The sequence below is a fragment of the Leeuwenhoekiella sp. ZYFB001 genome (genome assembly GCF_011784865.1).
GTDB lineage: Bacteria > Bacteroidota > Bacteroidia > Flavobacteriales > Flavobacteriaceae > Leeuwenhoekiella > Leeuwenhoekiella palythoae.
Genome location: NZ_CP050460.1, coordinates 500,698 through 520,132 on the forward strand (window position 1 = coordinate 500,698; position 19,435 = coordinate 520,132).

11 protein-coding genes are annotated in these 19,435 nt (G+C 40.6%); 5 read left to right on the forward strand and 6 right to left on the reverse strand.

The genetic code is table 11. The features are described 5' to 3' along the window. Positions 1 to 11: 11 nt before the first annotated feature. Genes HCN54_RS02180 through HCN54_RS02205 form a run of 6 tightly spaced genes read right to left on the reverse strand, consistent with a single transcriptional unit; the run spans position 12 to position 13,439 of the window. Complete coding sequence (locus tag HCN54_RS02180) at positions 12 to 3,203, reverse strand: SusC/RagA family TonB-linked outer membrane protein (RefSeq protein WP_240924930.1); 3,192 nt, start codon at positions 3,201 to 3,203, stop codon at positions 12 to 14. A 20-nt stretch (positions 3,204 to 3,223) separates the two neighbouring features. Then, positions 3,224 to 4,681, reverse strand: coding sequence for a fasciclin domain-containing protein (locus HCN54_RS02185; protein WP_167596348.1), 1,458 nt, complete (start codon positions 4,679 to 4,681; stop codon positions 3,224 to 3,226). Between the two features lie 31 nt (positions 4,682 to 4,712). Further along, the gene (locus HCN54_RS02190) at positions 4,713 to 6,404 is read right to left on the reverse strand and encodes a fasciclin domain-containing protein (protein ID WP_167596349.1); all 1,692 of its coding nucleotides are present in this window, start codon (positions 6,402 to 6,404) and stop codon (positions 4,713 to 4,715) included. Between the two features lie 9 nt (positions 6,405 to 6,413). Beyond that, positions 6,414 to 7,907 carry a RagB/SusD family nutrient uptake outer membrane protein gene (locus tag HCN54_RS02195; RefSeq protein WP_167596350.1) on the reverse strand — a complete coding sequence of 498 codons (1,494 nt, stop codon included), beginning with the start codon at positions 7,905 to 7,907 and terminating at the stop codon, positions 6,414 to 6,416. Between the two features lie 17 nt (positions 7,908 to 7,924). Beyond that, a complete protein-coding gene (locus HCN54_RS02200; protein WP_167596351.1) occupies positions 7,925 to 11,203 on the reverse strand; it encodes a SusC/RagA family TonB-linked outer membrane protein in 3,279 nt (1,092 codons plus the stop codon). A gap of 1 nt (position 11,204) precedes the next feature. Then, positions 11,205 to 13,439: a fasciclin domain-containing protein gene (locus tag HCN54_RS02205; RefSeq protein ID WP_167596352.1), complete on the reverse strand. Its 2,235-nt coding sequence runs from the start codon at positions 13,437 to 13,439 to the stop codon at positions 11,205 to 11,207. A 536-nt stretch (positions 13,440 to 13,975) separates the two neighbouring features. Here HCN54_RS02205 and HCN54_RS02210 point away from each other — a divergent pair. The 5 genes from HCN54_RS02210 to uxaC all read left to right on the forward strand — a co-directional run bounded on the left by HCN54_RS02210 (position 13,976) and on the right by uxaC (position 19,432). Beyond that, on the forward strand, positions 13,976 to 15,202 hold the full coding sequence (locus tag HCN54_RS02210) for a glycoside hydrolase family 105 protein (protein ID WP_167596353.1): 1,227 nt from the start codon (positions 13,976 to 13,978) through the stop codon (positions 15,200 to 15,202). 20 nt (positions 15,203 to 15,222) lie between these two features. Then, complete coding sequence (locus tag HCN54_RS02215; RefSeq protein ID WP_167596354.1) at positions 15,223 to 16,227, forward strand: DUF4861 family protein; 1,005 nt, start codon at positions 15,223 to 15,225, stop codon at positions 16,225 to 16,227. A gap of 160 nt (positions 16,228 to 16,387) precedes the next feature. Continuing rightward, complete coding sequence (kduI, locus tag HCN54_RS02220; protein ID WP_072983945.1) at positions 16,388 to 17,221, forward strand: 5-dehydro-4-deoxy-D-glucuronate isomerase; 834 nt, start codon at positions 16,388 to 16,390, stop codon at positions 17,219 to 17,221. Between the two features lies 1 nt (position 17,222). Continuing rightward, positions 17,223 to 17,984 carry an SDR family NAD(P)-dependent oxidoreductase gene (locus tag HCN54_RS02225; RefSeq protein ID WP_167596355.1) on the forward strand — a complete coding sequence of 254 codons (762 nt, stop codon included), beginning with the start codon at positions 17,223 to 17,225 and terminating at the stop codon, positions 17,982 to 17,984. Positions 17,985 to 18,007: 23 nt separating this feature from the next. Continuing rightward, entirely contained in the window at positions 18,008 to 19,432 is a 1,425-nt protein-coding gene (gene uxaC, locus HCN54_RS02230; protein WP_167596356.1) for a glucuronate isomerase, read from the forward strand. The last annotated feature ends 3 nt before the right edge of the window (positions 19,433 to 19,435 follow it).

A 19,435-nucleotide genomic window follows, 5' to 3' on the forward strand; every position in this document is an offset into this window, starting at 1 on the left:
TCTTTCTTAAATTATAGTCCTAGTCTTAAACCCATTTGTATTGTAGTAAACTGTGGCATTAACCCCAGATCTGCTCCTTGACCAAAAATGGAAGAAGTAGCACTGAACTCAGGATCGTAGCCTAAATAATCAGTCAGCGTAAACAGGTTGTTTGCGGAAGCATATACCTTAAATGATTTTATATGTTCTAGATCTATTGAAACATCATAGGCCACCACGAGGGTTTTAAGTCGTAAATAAGAGCCATCCTCAATCCAGCGATCAGAAAATGAAGCGTTGCCTAATGGATCGCCCCAAACTGCTCTGGGAATTGTAGTCTGCTGACCTTCTGCAACCCAGCGATTGTTTACAGCAATGGTCTGGTTTTCATAACCACTCATTTTCTCAAGATTGTAGCGTACACCATTGTAAAGATCATTGCCTAACGAAAAATTGAATAAGCTCGAAATGCTTAAGCGTTTCCATTTAAAGTTAGCGCTGAAACTTCCAAAAAGATCCGGATTAGGATTTCCTATCACTACGCGATCATCATCGTCAATAATGCCGTCATTGTTTAAATCTGTAAAAATCACATCACCGCCACTAAAAGCACGTAAAGCACCATTTTCCATTCTTCTACTTAAACCTGCGGCTTGAGCGTCGGCGGTAGTTGCATATACACCGTTAGTCTCATATCCAAAAAATAAATTAGCATCCTGACCTTCGTGCGTGATGTAGGTTGCGCCACCAAATTCAGAAATAATAGGTCCCGAAGGTAAACCGGTCACCTCATTGACGTAGCGCGAAAGGTTGAGCCCTAAGTCAAACTTAACATCAGAAGAATTTACCAGTCGGGTATTCAGGCTTAAGTCAATACCTTCAGTTTGCATATCGCCACTGTTAGAAACTACATAGTTAAAACCGCTCGTGGTATTAACCGGCTCGTAAGTGATCATATCAGAAGTTTTATTTTGATACACATCAACCGAAGCATTAAAGCGCTCATTAAACAAGCTCATGTCAAGACCTAAGTTCAGTTTAGATACCGTTTCCCATTTGAGTTCGGGATTCCCAATATTTCCGCGAACGAGGCCCTGAATCCCTAAAAGATTCTGGGATACATAAAGCTGCTGTGAAGTAAAATTGCCAATGTCATCGTTACCGCTTACACCGTAGCTTGCTCTCAGTTTTAAAAGGTCTAAAGCCGAAGCATTTTTAAAAAGATCCTCTGAAGAAAGCAGCCACGCTCCTGATACAGACCCTAAGGCTGCAAATTGAGAATCTCCAATGTTGAAGCCTCCATTTTGAATATCATCTCCAAAGCGACTAGAACTATCAATTGCTCCATTAAGCGTTAAATAATATTTGTTGAGGTAATCATATTCTGCGCTGAGGTAGCCGTTGATCCACTTCCATTCGCCTAAAGAACCTCCTACAACACGAAGTAAATTGCTCCCGGCGCCCACTGTTGTAAAATCATCTGTAGCCGAATTGAATCCAAGACCTAGATCGCTTTCAGATTCGTTGCTTTGTGTTCTAAAGCCTAATCTGAGATCTAAACCGTGCGTATTATTGAAGCGTTTTCCATAATTCAAATAGGTGTCAGTATACAGAGAGTATAAACGTTGTACTTCACTACCGCTGCGGTTGTTACCTATCGCCGTAGGTAAAATAACATCTGCCACACCAAAATCAGGAATAAAGAAAGACTCTCGTTCTTTGTTATATGTGAGCCCAACCAGCATATTAGCCTGAAGATTTTCGGCGATGCTATAATTGAAGTCCAGATTCCCGTAAAAGCGATAATTTTTATTAATGCCAATTCCGTTCTCAATAATTGCAAGCGGATTCCCCACATTAAATAGATCAACATCAGATAAATTAGGAGAAACTTCTCCGGCTGCATTGATCACATTTATTGCTGTAAATGGAGCTTTAGTAAGTGCCAGATACATTGGGCTGGTTTTGTACGCCAAACCTTGATCTCTTAAATGCTCTGTATTATGAATAAAGGAAAGATTTGCGTTTACGGTCAGTTTTTCGGTCAATCTAAGCGCGGCATTTAGGCGGGTGTTATACCGCTCAAGGCCTGTATTTCTGATTACACCTTCACTGTTGAGATAACCCACTGAAAGGCCATATTTTGCAATATCATCACCTCCTCTAATTTTTAAAAAATAGTTTTGGTTTGCACTGCTTTTAAAAACCTGATCTTGCCAGTTGGTTTGATTATGATAGGCATAGTAATTCTCACTTTGTCGATCATCATTCATCCAAGGGTAATTGGCTATTTGTTGCTGAGTATCTCCGCGTGTGGCAACAAGCTGAGACAAATAGGTTCTATAGTCTCCTGACCGCAATACGGGCAGTTCATTAGGTTCTTGGTTGATTCCGCCGTACATCGTAAAATCTATTTTAGTACTTAGATCAACCGGTCGGGTGGTGGTTATGATGATCACCCCGTTAGCTCCTTTGGTTCCATAAATTGAAGAGCCATCTTTTAAAACAGTTATATCTTCAATGTCTTTTACCTCTAGCATAGAAAGTGGAGAGGAACCGGTATACTGAATGATTCCGGATCCATAATCTTCATCATCGTAGATCATACCGTCTACAATAAGTAAAGGTTTATTTGTAGCATAAAGCGAATTAAAACCTCGTAGTGTAAGGTTTGCGCCCGCACCTGGCACGCCAGATTTACGTACACTGTTGAGGCCGGCTACACGCCCTTGTAAAAAATCTGCAACCGACTCATTAACCGGGTTGCCCCATTGTCCTTCAGAAAAGTTTACCGTAGTGGCAGCCTTTGGATTAGTATATTGTAAAGCTTGCCCTCCGGGTAATTCTGAATTTTGATAAAACTGAGAATAGTTGGCTTCATAAAGCAAAATTTCAATTCCGCTAGATCTGTTGTTGAGTGGGTGTACTTTACTTTGAAACTCTTGACCGCTAACGCTAAGCAGCGCATTTAGGTGCGGCACATTTATAGAAAAACTTCCATCTTCATTACTGATGGCAGCAGAAAAATTAGGCACGGCGATGTTTATTCCAGAAATGCCTTTACCGTTTGCAGCATTTTTAATGATTCCTGTTACTGCAATTCCTTTTGAAGACTCAGAAGCTACATCAGTAGTGTCAGCAGTACTTTGAGCATAGAGCCCTTGAGTAACTCCCCCATAGAGAAACAAGCATAAAATACAGGTTAGTTGTAATATTTTGAGCATAACTATTGGTTTAAAAGACATTACTTAATTACGGGCACTAGTTTTAAATAATCTAAAGTCAGGGTATTAGCACCTGTAGAGCTTGTGTTGGCTGCAATCAGTGAGATCAGGTCAAGCATTCCGGCCTGGTCCAGAGTGAATTCGCCAATATAAATCTCCTCATACGTATTAGGAGGAACATCAGTATAATCAAGGGTAGCAATAGGATCTGTCACCGTACCATCTTCTTGAATAGTGCCGCCAAACCTTAAGCGTTGTTGAAACGTGTTAGATTGTATATCATTGATCGCGCGCCAGTAAACCTCGTAAGTCGTGCTATAAAGATTGTTAGCATTATAGTAGATAGAGAACAATGGGACTTCGTGGTTTTGCACCATGATGTCATAAAACAGTTCTCCGTCAGGATCTTCTTTTTCGCGATAATAGGTGTTCCCACGCTTGTCACCTTGACTAAAACCTGATGGTTCTTCACCTTCAATTAGCGTAGTCAGCAAACGGGTCTCTAAAGGCACGTCTAAACTGCGCATAACATACACAATCCCATTACTCAACTGCACTTCTTCTACGATAGCATCTGTATCTATAGGGACTTTAACACCAAACTTTGAAGTGAGTGTATCTGGCAAATTTTGACGAGCAATTGCTTTGTGAAATGCCAAGTCCCGTACAGTAAAATAGCTGGCATAGGTTGTGGTAGAATCTTCGTTGCTTTTTATCAAATAAGGTTCAAGCTTTTGAACTTCGCTTTGATAAACTTCATCTTCCATCAAGAAAAAGGTATACTTGTTTTGCTCATTGTTGAGGTTGTAAACATTGGTGAAAAACGAATTGGTCAAAGAATCTGAAAACAGTTCAGGCATAAGTGCTGCAGTTGCTTTTGCAGTGCTATCCCTTTGATAGAGGTTAAATTCATTAAGGTCAATCAAAAAGGAGCTCATAGCATTTGCCGAAGCATCAGTGTTTAAATATTCCCAAATATTTTGTTTAGGCACTAAAGCTTTATCAATTATGTGAAATAAGCCATTTGAAGCATATTGATCTGCGGAAACGACATCGGCATCAGCCATTACAGATCCATTTTTAAATTCTAAATACTTGTGCGAAAGCATTTGCACCGTTAAGGTGTCGGCTTCAGTAACCGATGAGAAGGCAGTAAGCGCAATATGATTCTCAATAAAAAGCTTTTTAGCCGAAGCGTCAGCCAATGCGTCTGCTTCAATATTCGCCATCGCTTCATTAGTAGGCGCCCAAACCGTATAGGTTTTAGAACCTGCCAGAACTTTATCATAACCGGTTTCTTCTAAAAGCGCACCAAATTCTGAAGTTTCTGCGGTAGCAGTTATACGTTGATTTAAAGTAGCATTTAGATTTACATCAGTTGTAGCGCTATGTTCTTCCCACGGATCAGAGCACGACAGCATTGCCAGAAGGGCGATGCCGGCAGTAAAAATGCGTGTATGTTTATTTAGATAGATCATCCTTTTATGGAATTGTTTAGTGTGTTTGATTTTATTCATAAATGAGTCCGTCGCCTCCTGCTTCAAATTTTGGATACAGCTGATCCATATCTACAGGCCTGAATTCGATAACATCAATCCAAGATTGTCCACCGGCATAAGCAAGCGATTCTAAAGTTATGGTGTGTCTTCCTGTGGTAGGCACTTCAACAATACCTGCTAATCGCGAATTAAATCTGCTGGTGGTAACGCTCAAGTGACGCTTATATCCCTGAGATTCCAGGACACGCTCAGGAAGTTCGGTATTACCATATTCGGTAAAATTGATCAGGCGTGGTAATGCCTCGCCGTTAAACAATACTCTTACAGAACTTGATGCACGAGCATTTTGACGATAGGAAACCCAAATTTTGTAGCGTCCTTTTATGATCACAGGTGTGGTAAAGGCCAGATTGTTTATAACTCCCGTTCTGTGTCTTAAAAGCTCAACAACATCACCGTGCCAAGCCTGAGAAAGCTGCGCTCCATCACCAGTGGCAGCAGCCAGATATCCCATCTTAAAGGCTTCATTACCTTCCCAGGTTACTTCAGATAATTGCGATCTGGCCAACTCGGCATAGTTACCCGGTTTTCTAAACACGGCACTTAGTTGTCTGTATTCCGGTTGATCTGCAACATCAAAATATACAGGGGCCGGAAAACGTTTTTTAATAAAGAAATTATCATTTACATAGTGCAACACACCGTTAGACGCCGTGATATCACTTTGCGCTCTATTGATCTGAACGCCTGGTTCAAAAATACCGTTGAAGGTTTCCTCGTTGAGTAATAAAGAATCACTAGCGAGTTTTACACTGATTACTTCTAAAGGAGCTTTAGTGAGAACTACTGACTTTACCGCAAGGTCTGCTAAGTAATCTAACTCAGGAATTATGCGGTAAGCCACAAATAGGTTTAAACTATCTTCTGGGTTGGTAGGATCGTCAAGGTGGCTGTAACGTGCTTTTAAATCTTCGATAGAATTTAAGCCGGCCTCTTGAAAAATCGCATTGGTTTGTGCCAAAACGCTAACGTGGCTTGAAATACTGTCTTGGTCGTAAGTTACCGGCTGATCTAAAACATCATACCACCCTGTTTCGCGTACCGCTTCGGCAAATAATGATAATTCCGGGTCTGCATCAATGGTTTCAGCTAGTGTTTTATCAGCAACACGAAGCGCCTTATCAATCACGTGAATCACCCCATTACCTACTTCAAGATTTGACGTGATAATGCGCGAATCTTTGTTTATGGTAATACTTGATTCGCCATTGATATTAGAAGCTCCGGTGATCAAAAATTGGCCTTGTAGGCTTGGCGTTGCGATTTTTCCATCATTAAATTCAACAGTGGTCACAACATCAGAAAGTATGTGCAGCTTAGCAAGCTCTTGTAAATCTTCAAGCGGAACATCTGTTATACTTCCTGCGCCTACATCTCCTAAGAAGCCTTCAATGGCAGCATTGGTAGGAAGAAATAGGGTATAGGTCCCATAGGTATTCATAAAAGAAGCGTAGTCTGTCACTTCTAAAATCTCAAGGAATAGTGAATACTCCTCTTGGTTAGCTCTTAAAAATTCTGTGATATTTAGAGTCTCATCTGTAGACTCCTTATATTTTTCTTGGGTACACCCAAAAACCATACTCGCTAAAGCTATAAGTATGAAGACTGATGTAAGTTTGAACCCTTTAAAATGTGTTTTCATAGCTTGTAATTATTTGTAGAATGGATTCTGTGTGAGTGCTTTATTAGTGTACAGCTCAAACGTATTTATTGGTAAATAGTGGCTGTTAGGATCCTGAAGTTTTGCAAGAATACTTTGCTGTTGATTGGCAGGAGCACTGCGCAGTGCCACTCCAAGTAAGATGTCTAAATAGGCATAGTTGTTCTTACGCGCATTACGCAATACATCAAACCAGCGTTTTCCTTCAAAGGCAAATTCACGCGCACGTTCCCCTAGAATATAACGCCTTATCCCATCTTGATCCTGAGGTGTAACTTGTTCTTGCGTTTGTGCTATGGCAGCTCTTTTTTCTCTGAGATCTTCAATAATACTGATCGCTTCGGCGCCTCTTCCTAATTCGTTGAGGGCTTCAGCTTTCATCAATAGAGCATCAGAATATCTATAAATAAACCAGTGCGTGTCTGATTCTTGTAAAGCTTTACGCTGGTCTTCGTTGAGACCGGTGAATTTGTAAATTTCATTGGTTCCCGGAACCAGTGATGCACGTTCGCCGCGCACGTCTTTGTTTTCAGGCTCATCGAAGTCTACCCCAAATACTTCTTCCAGCACCGCAGGAGCGGCCAGATATTGAGGCTGTTGTAAAAAGATTCCGTAAAACGGACCGCGATTTTCGGGTGTGTATTGAAGTTCAAAAATGCTTTCGGTAGAATTGCCTATGGCAAAAACCGTGGTAAACCATTGCGGACTCGCATCAATCAATTCAAATTGTCCTGAGTTGATGATCTTATCAGCAGCGACTAAAGCCTCATCATAATTTTCTAACCACAGGTTTAGATCTGCCTGCATCGCATTGATGGCAAATTTTGTAATGCGGCCTTTGTTTTCAGGCGTGTTGCCATAATCTTCAACACTTAGGCGCTCTGCTTCGTTAAGATCAACCAGTACTTGCGCAAAAATTTGATCTTGTGGAGTGGTTTCAAGCTGAAAATTATCTCCATCAGACAAGGTGGCGTCAAGTTTAAGTGGTACATCTTTAAACGATTTCGCTAGCGTAAAATATAAGTAAGCACGTATCGCCAAAGCTTCAGATAAATAATTGTTGAGCTGCTCTTGTGTGAGTGTTGGGTCTTCCTCAAGTACGTCTGGTGCAAGATCGATCACCGTATTACAGTAGTTGATAATGCGATAAAATTGCGACCAGGTCGTAATACTGTTTGACGGTAAAATATTTGTGGTTATGATATCGCTTTGATCGTTTGAAGTAAAAGCAGCCGGACTCACCATTCCTCCGCGTAATTCGCCGTACATAAATAAATATTCAGCGAGCGTTAGATCGCTTTCTGATGGCGGTGTGTTCAGCATAGCAGAATAAATGCCAATCACTGCTGCCTGAACATCTTCTTTAGTTTGCCAGAATTCTTGGCGTACAGTACCATTCTCAGGTCTGAGGTCTAAGTAACTATCACAAGACAGACTTAATGCTGCAAGAAGGATAGCGAGTATATGTGTAATTCTTGTTTGCATAGATATGATTGTTCTAATTAAAATCGAGTTTGTATTCCTAAGGTAAATCGGCGCGTAGGGGGCGTTCTTGAGTAGTCAATTGCAATTCCAAAAGGATCGCCACCTCGCATATTCACTTCAGGGTCCTGACCGCGATAATTGGTAAATGTGAGCAGGTTGTCTGCTGTTACATATACGCGCAGGTCATCAAGTTTCCATTTTTTGAGAAAAGGTTTTGTAAAGTTGTAGCTGAAGGTCGCAGAGCGGAAACGCACAAAAGAAGCATCTTCTACATAACGATCTGAACCTAACCAGTTGTAACCGGCACCGTACACCGCGCGAGGCATATTGGTCTGGTCGCCCGGGTTTCTCCATCTAGACAGTACTGCGGTACTCTGATTGTCATACGTGTACATATTGGTTGTCAACATATCAGTACCATTCACGATGTCATAATCCAGACGATAGGTGAAAAACAACAACAGCTTAAACTGATCATTAAAGGTTACCGAAGGTCCAAAACCACCGGTGAATTTTGGGTTGCTATTTCCCAGATAAACCACATCTCTACTGTCTATGTTTCCATCTTTATTGATGTCTTCATAGATCGCGTCTCCCGGTTGAAAGATATAATCTGTGTTAGGGTAGTTGAAGCGCATGTAAACTGTTTCACCATTAGGCCCGGTGATCACATTGCCATTTGCATCCCGTGCTTGCGTAGATTCTAAGTCAGGATATACACCTTTAAAGCGATAGCCGTAAAACGAACCAAAAGGATTGTCAGTTTGTAAAAAGCGCTTGAACTCTCCATTACGATCTACATTACCGCTTTCACTAGGGTAGAATTCTGAAATTTCTCTAATGATATTCTGATTGCTCGCAATGTTGAAGTTGAAGTCCACCTTCCATTTATCTGTTTTAATAGGAGTGGTGTAAAGTCCTACTTCCCAACCTTGGTTATCTAAAGTACCTACGTTTTGATCAGAAAGGCTGCTGTAACCCGATACGGTGGTCAAATCTACATTTTGGAACAGTAGATCTTTTGTTCGGTTTTTGTAGACATCAACATCAAGCATAATTCTTCGGTTGAACATTTGTAGGTTTAAACCAATGTTCTGCCCGGTGAGAGTTTCCCAACGTAGATTGTCGAGTTCAATGTTTTGTGGGTAAACCCCGTTCATTCCTAAATAAGAAGAATTAAAGTTTCCGTAGACATTAAAATAGCGATAATCGTAACGCGGCGCGCGACCTGATTGACCATAACTAGCTCTAAAACTCAAGTCATCAATAAAATCATAGTTATCCATAAAAGGCTCTCCCGAAACTCTCCATCGCGTAGAAACAGAAGGGAAAAGTGCATAGCGATTACCCGGACCAAATTTTGAATTTCCGTCGCCACGTACACCTACATTAAAAATATAACGATCCAGTAAACTATATTGAGCATTTACTAATGCAGCGACGTTGCGAGACTGACTATTGTTATTATAAAGTTGCAATTCCGCATTTTGTGTTCTGGAAGGAACAGACGGGTCTGTAAGCAATGAAGACGCTGTGTTTGAAGTCAGTGCCTGGTGAGACTCGTATCTAAAATCATTGGTTTGAATTGATAAAAGCGTTTGCAATGAGTGGTCTTTACCGATCTCCGGTGTGTAAATAAGATTAGTCTTTGAAGTTACGCTGGCAATATCTACATCCGCATCAGAAGCTTGGTTAACCACAGTTTCTGTAAACGGTCTTCCGGTTGCATTTTGAGGTAAAAATGCTTTGGCTTTGGTACTGTTGAAGTCAAATTGCAGATCAAAAGTCGAGATCAATCGGCGTGGGATTAAATCTACTTTTAGATTAAAATGCGGTACGATACGTTCTCCTGTCTGTTCGTTGGTCGCATATTCTGCCATTGCTACAGGATTGTAGGTTCGGCTATAGGCGCCTTGAATATTTTGAGCAGGAGAGAAATAATTAGGAGTAAGATCTCCTACATCGTCATACTCATAGATGCTCATATTAGGCATTTTAGTATAAGCGACGCTTCTGAGTCGGTCTCCGCTGCTGGTTCCGTTAACGTAGTTTCGGTCTGTAACCGTATGTGTATAAGCGATATCAGCCTTGAATCTTATTCTGTCTGAAACAACATAATCTAAATTAAGACGCCCATTAATACGTTGAAAAGCGGTTCCTTTAGTTACACCTTTAGAATCGTAGTAACCTACTGAAGTATAGTAGCGCGCTTTCTCACCTCCACCTTGTAGAGAAAGATTGTGTTCTCCCGTTAAACCGGTCTGCGAAATGGCATCAACCCAATCTGTATTATTACCGTAGTTTTTATAGAAATATACCTCTTGTGGATCGTATTGAAATTCTTTTACAGTAAGGGTATTTAGTGGCGTCCCATTGCGATTCATAAATTCCTCAGGAATCAATTGTGAATATTGATCTCCGCTTAACATAGGTATGGTACGTGGTAGCTTCATAAAAGTACCGGTAAAAGTGTATCCAATTTTTGGTGCACCTACAGAACCCCGTTTGGTATTGATGACAAGCACCCCACTTGCTGCACGTGCTCCCCACATTGCTGTAGCTGCCGCATCTTTAAGTATGGTAATACTTTCAATATCTGAGGGTGCGATATTTAATAATGCCGCATAGCCTTGTTCGTCAGCAGAGCCAAAATTAAAATCCTCAGGGATTGAAGTCTCATAAGGCATTCCGTCAACAACCACGAGTGGATCAGACGAACCGGTGATAGATGAAGTTCCGCGGATGCGTATTTGCATTCCCGCTCCGGGATCTCCTGAGTTTGCCGTGATATCCACACCGGGAACGCGTCCTTGCAAGGCTTCGTCTATAGAAGCAGCCTGAGTATTTTCTACATCTGCCGCCTTTACTGTAACGGTACTGGTGGTCATATTTCGCTCTGAAATATCGAGGAGTCCACTTTCTGTTGGTTTTTCAACACTGATCATTACTTCATCAAGTTCATCTACTGATGGCGTAAGATTAATAGTGTAGCTCGATTGTCCTGAAAGCGGTATTGTTTGCGAGGTGTATCCTAAAGTTGAAATAACCAGTTTATTGCTTCGGCTTTTTACACGTATGGCAAAATTTCCGTCAAAATCTGCAATGACTCCGGTTACCGTTCTGTTTTCGGCATCTTGTTCAGCAATTGTTGCCCCGGGTATGGGTTGATTATTAGAGCTATCTAAAATAGTACCTCTAACTACCATATTGGCATCTTGAGCAAGCGTTTGATTACTTACTAGAATAAAAAGGATTATGGTGAAACAATAATGTATAGTTGTGTAAAGTTGTCTCATCTTATTCTGTATATAAAAGGTAGTTATCTACTAGGTGTATTAAACTGCGATCTGCAAGGTTGTTGCTGGCGCTGGGAATATAATCGGTGATGCGTCCTGCGGAATCTACAAAGCTCAGTTCGCCAGGGCCGGTTATTAAACCGATATAGGTTTTTTCTCCAATGCCATCTCTACGTAAAGTTTCTATCTGGCCGCTGATCAAACCATCGTCTGAAGCGGTTCGGGTGGCAAGAATGTGGTAACGTATAAAGTCTGCTACCTGATCCTGTTGCCCACCGTTTGAGGGGTTAAAGTCAGGGATTCCCGTTGTGGAATCACCCGGTAGGACTCCATCTCGTACTGCTTGTTCAATAGCAGCATTATTGGGTACCACAAAGGTGTAAGATGTACCGAGTTCAACACCGGTAATGCTTCCGGCAGCGGGATCATAGAGTAAAGAATTCTCCAGATAATTATAAAAATTGCTGTATTCTGAATCAGGTTCTTCCGCCAGGCGCATAATATCTAAACCGGGCGCTTCTTCACTAAATTCCAGTAAATTGTCAATATAATAGGTGCGGCCGTTACGCTGATCTTCAAACCCTATAATGTTTACTCGGTTTCCTAAGACCTCATTTCCGGCAGCAAAGACCGTATTGTTTTCCCATTTAATATATTCTCCCGGAAGGTCAAAATCACCGGAACGAATGATTCCTGAACCGGAAAGGTCATTAAGTTCGTCATTAGGCGTGGGGATAATTCCGTTATAAAGCACGCGCAGCAAACGAGACCTGGCAATAGTACCGGCCACGGTGTTTCCGGTAGCAGGATTTGTATACACCCATTCTTCACGGTTAATGTTGTAATCGTAACCTAAATCTCTTAGAACATCATCAGACGGCAGGAACAGCGTGTATCTGCTATTGATATTGCTTATGATTTCGCGATAGCCTGAACCATCATTATACAAACGTGTCGCTAAGGTAAATTCAGGATCTAAATACGCTGACGTATATACACTAAAAAATAAGTTAGACTCTTGTACCTTATTGGTGCCATAGAAGAAGCCATTGCTCAAAACTTGAGCTTCATTTACTTCAGTGCTTAAATCAATGCGTATATCTTCTTCTAGTGCATTACTATAGGCTTCCACAAGCGAAGGCCAGACTGCATTTTGTACCATATGCGCATTCACAAAATCCTCAAAAACATATTTAGGGAGTAAGTCTAGCGATGCATAATTCTTGAGCAAAACTTCATCAATAAAGCTTTGCAGAACGCTATTTTCAGGAACAAACATGGTGTAAGCATCGCTCTGCCCATCATTGTCTGCTTCTTTAAGGTAGTTTTCATTATTTGGTGAAAAGGATAGCGCAGGGTCATATACTTTTATGTAAACCTGATCTGTATTTCTAGTAAAATTCTGATAGGTAGTGGTCGCATCCTGATCAAACACATAGTTTACAAGATTGTCCTCAAGGATACTTCTAAAAAGGCTGTATTCGCTGCTGGTTTCAAGCTTTTGATCGAGATTGATTAACGGAAGCGAAACTTCATCAACTTCGTGAATGATCCCGTTTTCTGCTACAATATCAGCATTGACCATTGAAGAGCTCAGTACATTAAAGCCTGTATACGATTGCCCCGGGAAGAAATAATTGTAATCAAAGGCTCCTAAGCCATTGGCGGTCATATATTCATCTACAAAATAGGTGAGGTATTTATTGTTGTTGTCCCCGGGAATGTAAGGGTCGCCGTCAGGAGCATTATTCCGGTTAGAACCGGCGACAACGATTTCGTTTCCATCTACTGTTTTGACTTCAAAACCATCATAATAGGCGGTTCTTCTTCTAAATGCGTTGTCTTCTTCCCAGCCTGTATTAGATTGATAGTCTGAAAGACGCTCTGTTCTGAAGGCATTATAGATAAGCGCGTATCTAACGATCTTGTTTGCTAAGACGGAATCGATTGCACTAACGTTAGCGATACCTTGTTCTTGAAAGAAACGCTCAAAAGCCTCATCGTTTGGGGCGATCATGGTCCAGTAACCAGCTTTTCCTAAGATGTCTTTGTAATTGGCTTTTTCAATAAGTTGTGTAAGCACAGTAAAATTTCCTCGAGCTTCTAATTGTTGATAAATAGGCTCCTCAAGGTCATCGGGTCTTGCATAATATTCATCAAATTCTTTAGAGCTGCAACTAGCGATAACGATTGCGCAACAGAGAAATAAGATGTGCGTGAGTAATGGTCTATTCATTTAATTGATTTATAGCTGATGAATTGATAGATGGATTAGGGGGAGCTCCATCTGTGTGACTTGTTAAATTTATTAACAACCCAAATGTATTAGGAAATCTAATTTTGACTATCCTGCTCTAACCTGCTTAAAATATGCTAAATGCATTTAGTTGTGGGGGTTAGAGGTGGGTTGATGCGCGTTGAAGTCAGAGAATATGCAGGATAGTGTATGATTTACATTTATTTTATTTTTTATGATAAATTTTAGAAGTTTGATGAGAATACTTTGCAAAAACTGATCATTTTTAATTGTTTGTTGGTTTTGGAGAGGATCAAAACAGTATTTGCTTAAAGATTTGAATTGTCAATTCCTGGTAAATTCGTCACATTTCTTCTATTGAGCAGGCATTTTTTTTAGTTAAAAATCTACGAAAATTCAGTTTATAAACAAAATTCTTTGGATAACAATAAATAGTATATTATGTTTGTGCAATCGATTGTATTTTTTACATACTGAAATTGAAATCGTTTTCGTAATCCGTTATTACTAATCTTATGAAGAAATCAAGTGTCTTTTATGCTGTGCTCATCCTTTTAATAGGGCTTAGCAGTTCTTGTAAACAATCTGCCAAACAAGAATCGCAAGACGATAAAGCAGTCACCGAAAGTTTGTCTCTGGAAGGTAAAAAATGGTCTGTTCAAATGGCTGAGTCTATCAGGCATAGATTCCCGGAAGGCTATCAAATTGATGACCGAACCACGGCAAAATGGGATTATGTACACGGACTGGTATTAAAAGCTTTTCTTGATCTTGAGATGGTGACAGATTCTGTTGCGTATTACGATTATGTGGCTGATTATGCTGATCAGTTGATCAACGAGGACGGAAGTATTCAAACCTATACGCTGGACGATTACAACATAGATATGATTAATGCCGGTAAATTGCTGTTTGAGGTTTACGAGCGCTCTGGGAACGAAAAATATCTGAAGGCGATGCAATTATTGAGAAAGCAATTGGCAGAACATCCCAGAACATCACAAGGCGGTTTTTGGCATAAAAAACGCTATCCAAGTCAGATGTGGTTAGATGGTTTGTATATGGGAGCGCCTTTTTACGCCCAGTACGCAGTCACTTTCGGTGATCCTGAAAATTTAAATGATGTTGCTAAACAGTTTGACTTGATTCAAGAGCACGCGATCGATCCTGAAACTCAATTACTTTATCACGGTTGGGATGAAAGCAAAGAGCAGCAATGGGCTGATCAAGAAACCGGCGTGTCGCCTAACTTTTGGTCCAGATCATTAGGTTGGTACATGATGGCTTTGGTTGATGTGTTAGATTATTTCCCGGAAGAACATCCTAAACGAAAGGAGCTGATTTCTTACTTACAACAGCTCACCGAAGCTTTAATTCCTTATCAACATGAAAGTGGTTTATGGTATCAAGTGCCTACGATGGGAGACAAAGAAGGGAACTATTTAGAGGCATCCGGTTCTTCTATGTTTGCTTATGCAATTGCAAAAGGAGTGAATAAAGGCTATCTTGATCAGCGTTTTAAAGCTGTAGCCAATAAAGCTTTTGACGGCTTAACGCAAGAACTCATTGTACGCAATGATGATGGAACGATTACCCTGACTCAGGTGTGTGCCGTAGCCGGCTTAGGAGGAGATCCGTATCGCGATGGTTCGTTTGAGTATTATGTAAATGAGCGTCAAAAAGACAACGACCCAAAAGGAACAGGTCCGTTTATTATGGCTGCACTTCAACTAGATCGCTAATCAAACAAGAATCAAAAAAAATGAAAACTAGAATTTTATCAGGAGCTTTTGCCTTAGCAGCGCTTGTAGCTTGTAAAGAAAAGGAAGAAAAAAACACTATTGAGGAAATTATTGAAATAGAAGAAGTTGCTCCGGAAACCTATGCTGAAATATCGGTAAAAAAAGGCGGTAGCTGGAAAGAAGATACACGAGAATACATTGACGGATCTTTTGAGAATGTAGACGAACTTGTAGTTCCTGAGGAACATACCGATCATTCTTGGTACATACGCTATGAAGGTCCGGGATGGGAAAATAAGCAAACCGCATACCGTCTGTATTTAGATTGGAGAAATGCGATAGATATTTTTGGTAAAAAAGTAGATACTCTAGTGCTTCCTTACGTGGGGACAGATGGTTTTGACTCCTATCATAATAATGCACCTTGGGGGCAGGATATTTTAAAAGCCGGGAAATCTATGGGGATTGGCGGCTACGGAAGATTTACCGGTGATACCATAGCACACTTCAATGAAGTTCAGAAAACCAGCGTAAAAGTGAATAACGAAGCTTCTCAATCAAGTGTGGCAATTAATTATGAAGGTTGGAAAACCGGTGACGTTACAACAGACCTGAAGTCGGTTATCAGTATTTTTCCTGAAGATCGCTTTTTGAAAGCCGAACTCACACCCAGTATTTCTTTTGATGGCTTAGCTACCGGTATTGTGAAGTTTGAGGAGATTCCTTTAATGCAAGGAACAAGTGAGGATGGGTCTTGGGCCTACATCGCAACTTATGGCGTGCAAACATTAGCAGGAGAGCAGGACCAGCTGGGTATGGCAATTTTTTACAAAACCGAAGATGCAGAGGTTGTTGACGGTCCGCACGATCATTTGGTAGTATTTAACCCTTCAACCGAAACGCAAACCTATTACATTCTAAGTGCCTGGGATCAAGAGCGAAATGGTATTAAATCGAAAGAAGCTTTTGAAAAAGATTTAGCGGAAAAACTTGCTAAACTTGATAACCATGGGGTTTTAGAATAGGCATACCATACAGTACAGGATAAGGAAAGCACACAACCTTTTTAAATTTGGGTTTATAGAAATTCAATGTTCCATTTAAATAAAATGTAAATTTTACATTTAAAAAATAGAATTGTAGCTTTGAGAGATAACTTAAAGTGTAAACAGAAAAAATAATTCCATGACAAAATCAGAATTTAGATACGCACATCATCCTGAGGATGTAAAAAGATATACTACTAAAGAACTTAGAGAGCATTTTTTAATTCCGGAGTTGTTCGTTAAAAATGAGATCAATCTTACCTATACAATGTATGACAGGTATATCGCCGGAGGTGCATTTCCTGTTGATCAAGCGGTAAAACTTGAGCCTATAGATGATCTAAAAGCTGAGCATTTTCTTGATCGTCGCGAATTAGGAGTTATCAATGTAGGAGGAAAAGGTAAAATCACCGTTGATGGTGAGGTTTATGAATTGGGTAATAAGGAAGCACTTTACGTAGGTAAAGGTGTGAAAGAGGTTGTATTTGAGGCTACTGAGGAGCAGCCGTATTTTTATATCAATTCGGCACCTGCACATCACGCGTATCCAACAAAAAAGGTAACTAAAAAAGAAGCCGAAATTGTAGAACTGGGTGATACAAAATATTCTAACAAACGTGTGATTAATAAATTATTAGTTAATAGTGTGGTTGATACGTGTCAACTTCAAATGGGGATGACAGAGCTGCAAGAAGGTAATGTTTGGAACACGATGCCGGCGCATACTCATACCCGAAGAATGGAAGTATACTTCTATTTTGATCTTGAAGAAGGGCAAACCATAAGTCACTTTATGGGACAGCCAGACGAGACCCGTCACGTATTTATGAAAAATCACCAGGCGATCATTTCACCAGAATGGTCCATTCATTCTGGCGCAGGTACCTCAAACTATACGTTTATTTGGGGAATGGCCGGTGAGAATATGGATTACGGCGATATGGATGGCGTTTCACCAGAAGATTTAAAATAAGATGAGTTTATTCAGTTTAAAAGGAAAGACTGCACTAGTCACCGGATGCAAACGAGGAATAGGCTTCGCGATGGCTGAAGCTTTAGCCGAAGCCGGAGCTGATATTCTTGGAGTTTCAGCTTCTTTAGAAACTTCGGGATCAGCGATTGAAAAGGCGGTGAAAGCCGCTGGAAGCAGTTTTAAAGGATATCAATGTGATTTTTCAGATCGTAAATCGCTCTATGCCTTTATAGAAAAGGTAAAATCAGAAAATGATTCTATAGATATTTTAGTCAATAACGCCGGTACGATTTTACGTGCTCCGGCAGCAGAACACAGCGACGAATACTGGGATAAAGTAATTGAAGTAAACCAGAATGCGCAGTTTATTTTAAGTCGTGAGTTGGGTAAAGAAATGGTAAAACGCGGCAGCGGAAAGATCATTTTTACCGCGTCTTTGTTAACCTTTCAAGGCGGTATTACCGTCCCTGGTTATGCGGCTTCAAAAGGAGCGATTGGTCAACTTACTATGGCTTTGTCTAATGAATGGGCCGGTAAAGGCGTTCAGGTTAATGCGATTGCTCCGGGATATATCGCAACAGATAATACCGAAGCATTACGCGACGATCCTGATCGTAGCAGTTCAATTTTGGCGAGAATTCCGGCAGGAAGATGGGGGAAACCCGAAGACTTTAAAGGACCGATCATATTCTTGGCTTCTCAAGCCAGCGACTATATGAGCGGAACCGTAATGACCGTAGATGGCGGTTGGATGGGAAGATAATCTCATCATAAAAATTTAAGATCATGAGTACAAGTACAGCAGCACAGGTTAAAAACACATTTATAAAAGACAGCTTTCTTTTAGAAAATAAATATGCTGAAGAACTTTATCATAAATACGCTGCTCCGCAGCCTATTATTGACTACCACAATCATTTGCCACCGGCAGAGATCGTGGCTGATAGACAATTTGAGAACATCTCAAGGGTGTGGCTTAACGGAGATCACTATAAGTGGCGTGCGATGCGCACCTTTGGTGTAAATGAGCGTTTTATTACGGGTGATTCTTCAGATGAAGAGAAGTTTATGGCTTGGGCCAAAACTGTTCCGCACACGTTGCGTAATCCATTGTATCACTGGACGCATTTAGAATTGAAGCGTTATTTTGATATTGATGAGCTGCTTAATGAACACAGCGGTCCGGAAATTTATAAAGAAGTGAATCGCCAGTTACAGCTTAAAGAAAACAGCTGTCGCGGGTTATTGACCCAAATGAATGTAGAAACTGTTTGTACTACCGAAGATCCTTTAGATACCTTAAAACATCATCAGGCTTATGATGGCGCTGATGGCGGACTCAAGATGAGCACCGCTTTTAGACCGGATAAAGCGATTTTAATAGAAGCCGAAGGTTTTAATACGTATCTTGATAAGTTGGCTGAAGTTTCCGGAGTTTCAATTGTATTGTATGCAGATTTACAGGAAGCTTTACGTCGGCGTATCGACTTTTTTCATAAAAATGGATGCCGACTTTGCGACCACGGCTTAAATCAAATTTCGTGGACAGCATTTACAGCTTCGGAAATTCAAGAAATTTTTAAGAAACGCCGTGGGGGTGCCAGTTTGTCTTCCGTAGAAATTGAAAAATTTAAGACAGCCATTTTACTCTTTTTAGGAGAAACCTATCACGAATTAGGATGGGTGCAGCAATTTCACCTTGGTGCTTTGCGTAACAATAATAAGCGTATGCTGGCGCAATTGGGGCCAGATACCGGTTGGGATTCTATTGGGGATTATTCTCAAGCAGAAGCCTTATCAGGATTTTTAAATGCCCTTGACAGCAACGATAAATTGACTAAAACCATAATCTACAACCTCAATCCTTCAGACAATGAAGTGATGGCTACGATGATTGGTAATTTTAATGACGGAAGCGTTAAAGGGAAAGTTCAATTAGGTTCCGGATGGTGGTTTTTAGATCAGAAAGACGGAATGGAAAAGCAAATGAACGCGCTTTCTAATATGGGCTTGATCAGTTGTTTTGTTGGGATGTTAACAGACAGCCGAAGCTTTTTGTCATTTCCGAGACACGAATATTTTAGACGTGTGCTTTGTAATCTGTTTGGTAAAGAAATCGCTTCGGGCGAAATCCCAAATGATATGGATTTGGTAGGGCAGACAATTGCCAATATCAGTTATCACAATGCTAAAGAATATTTCAACTTCTAGAAT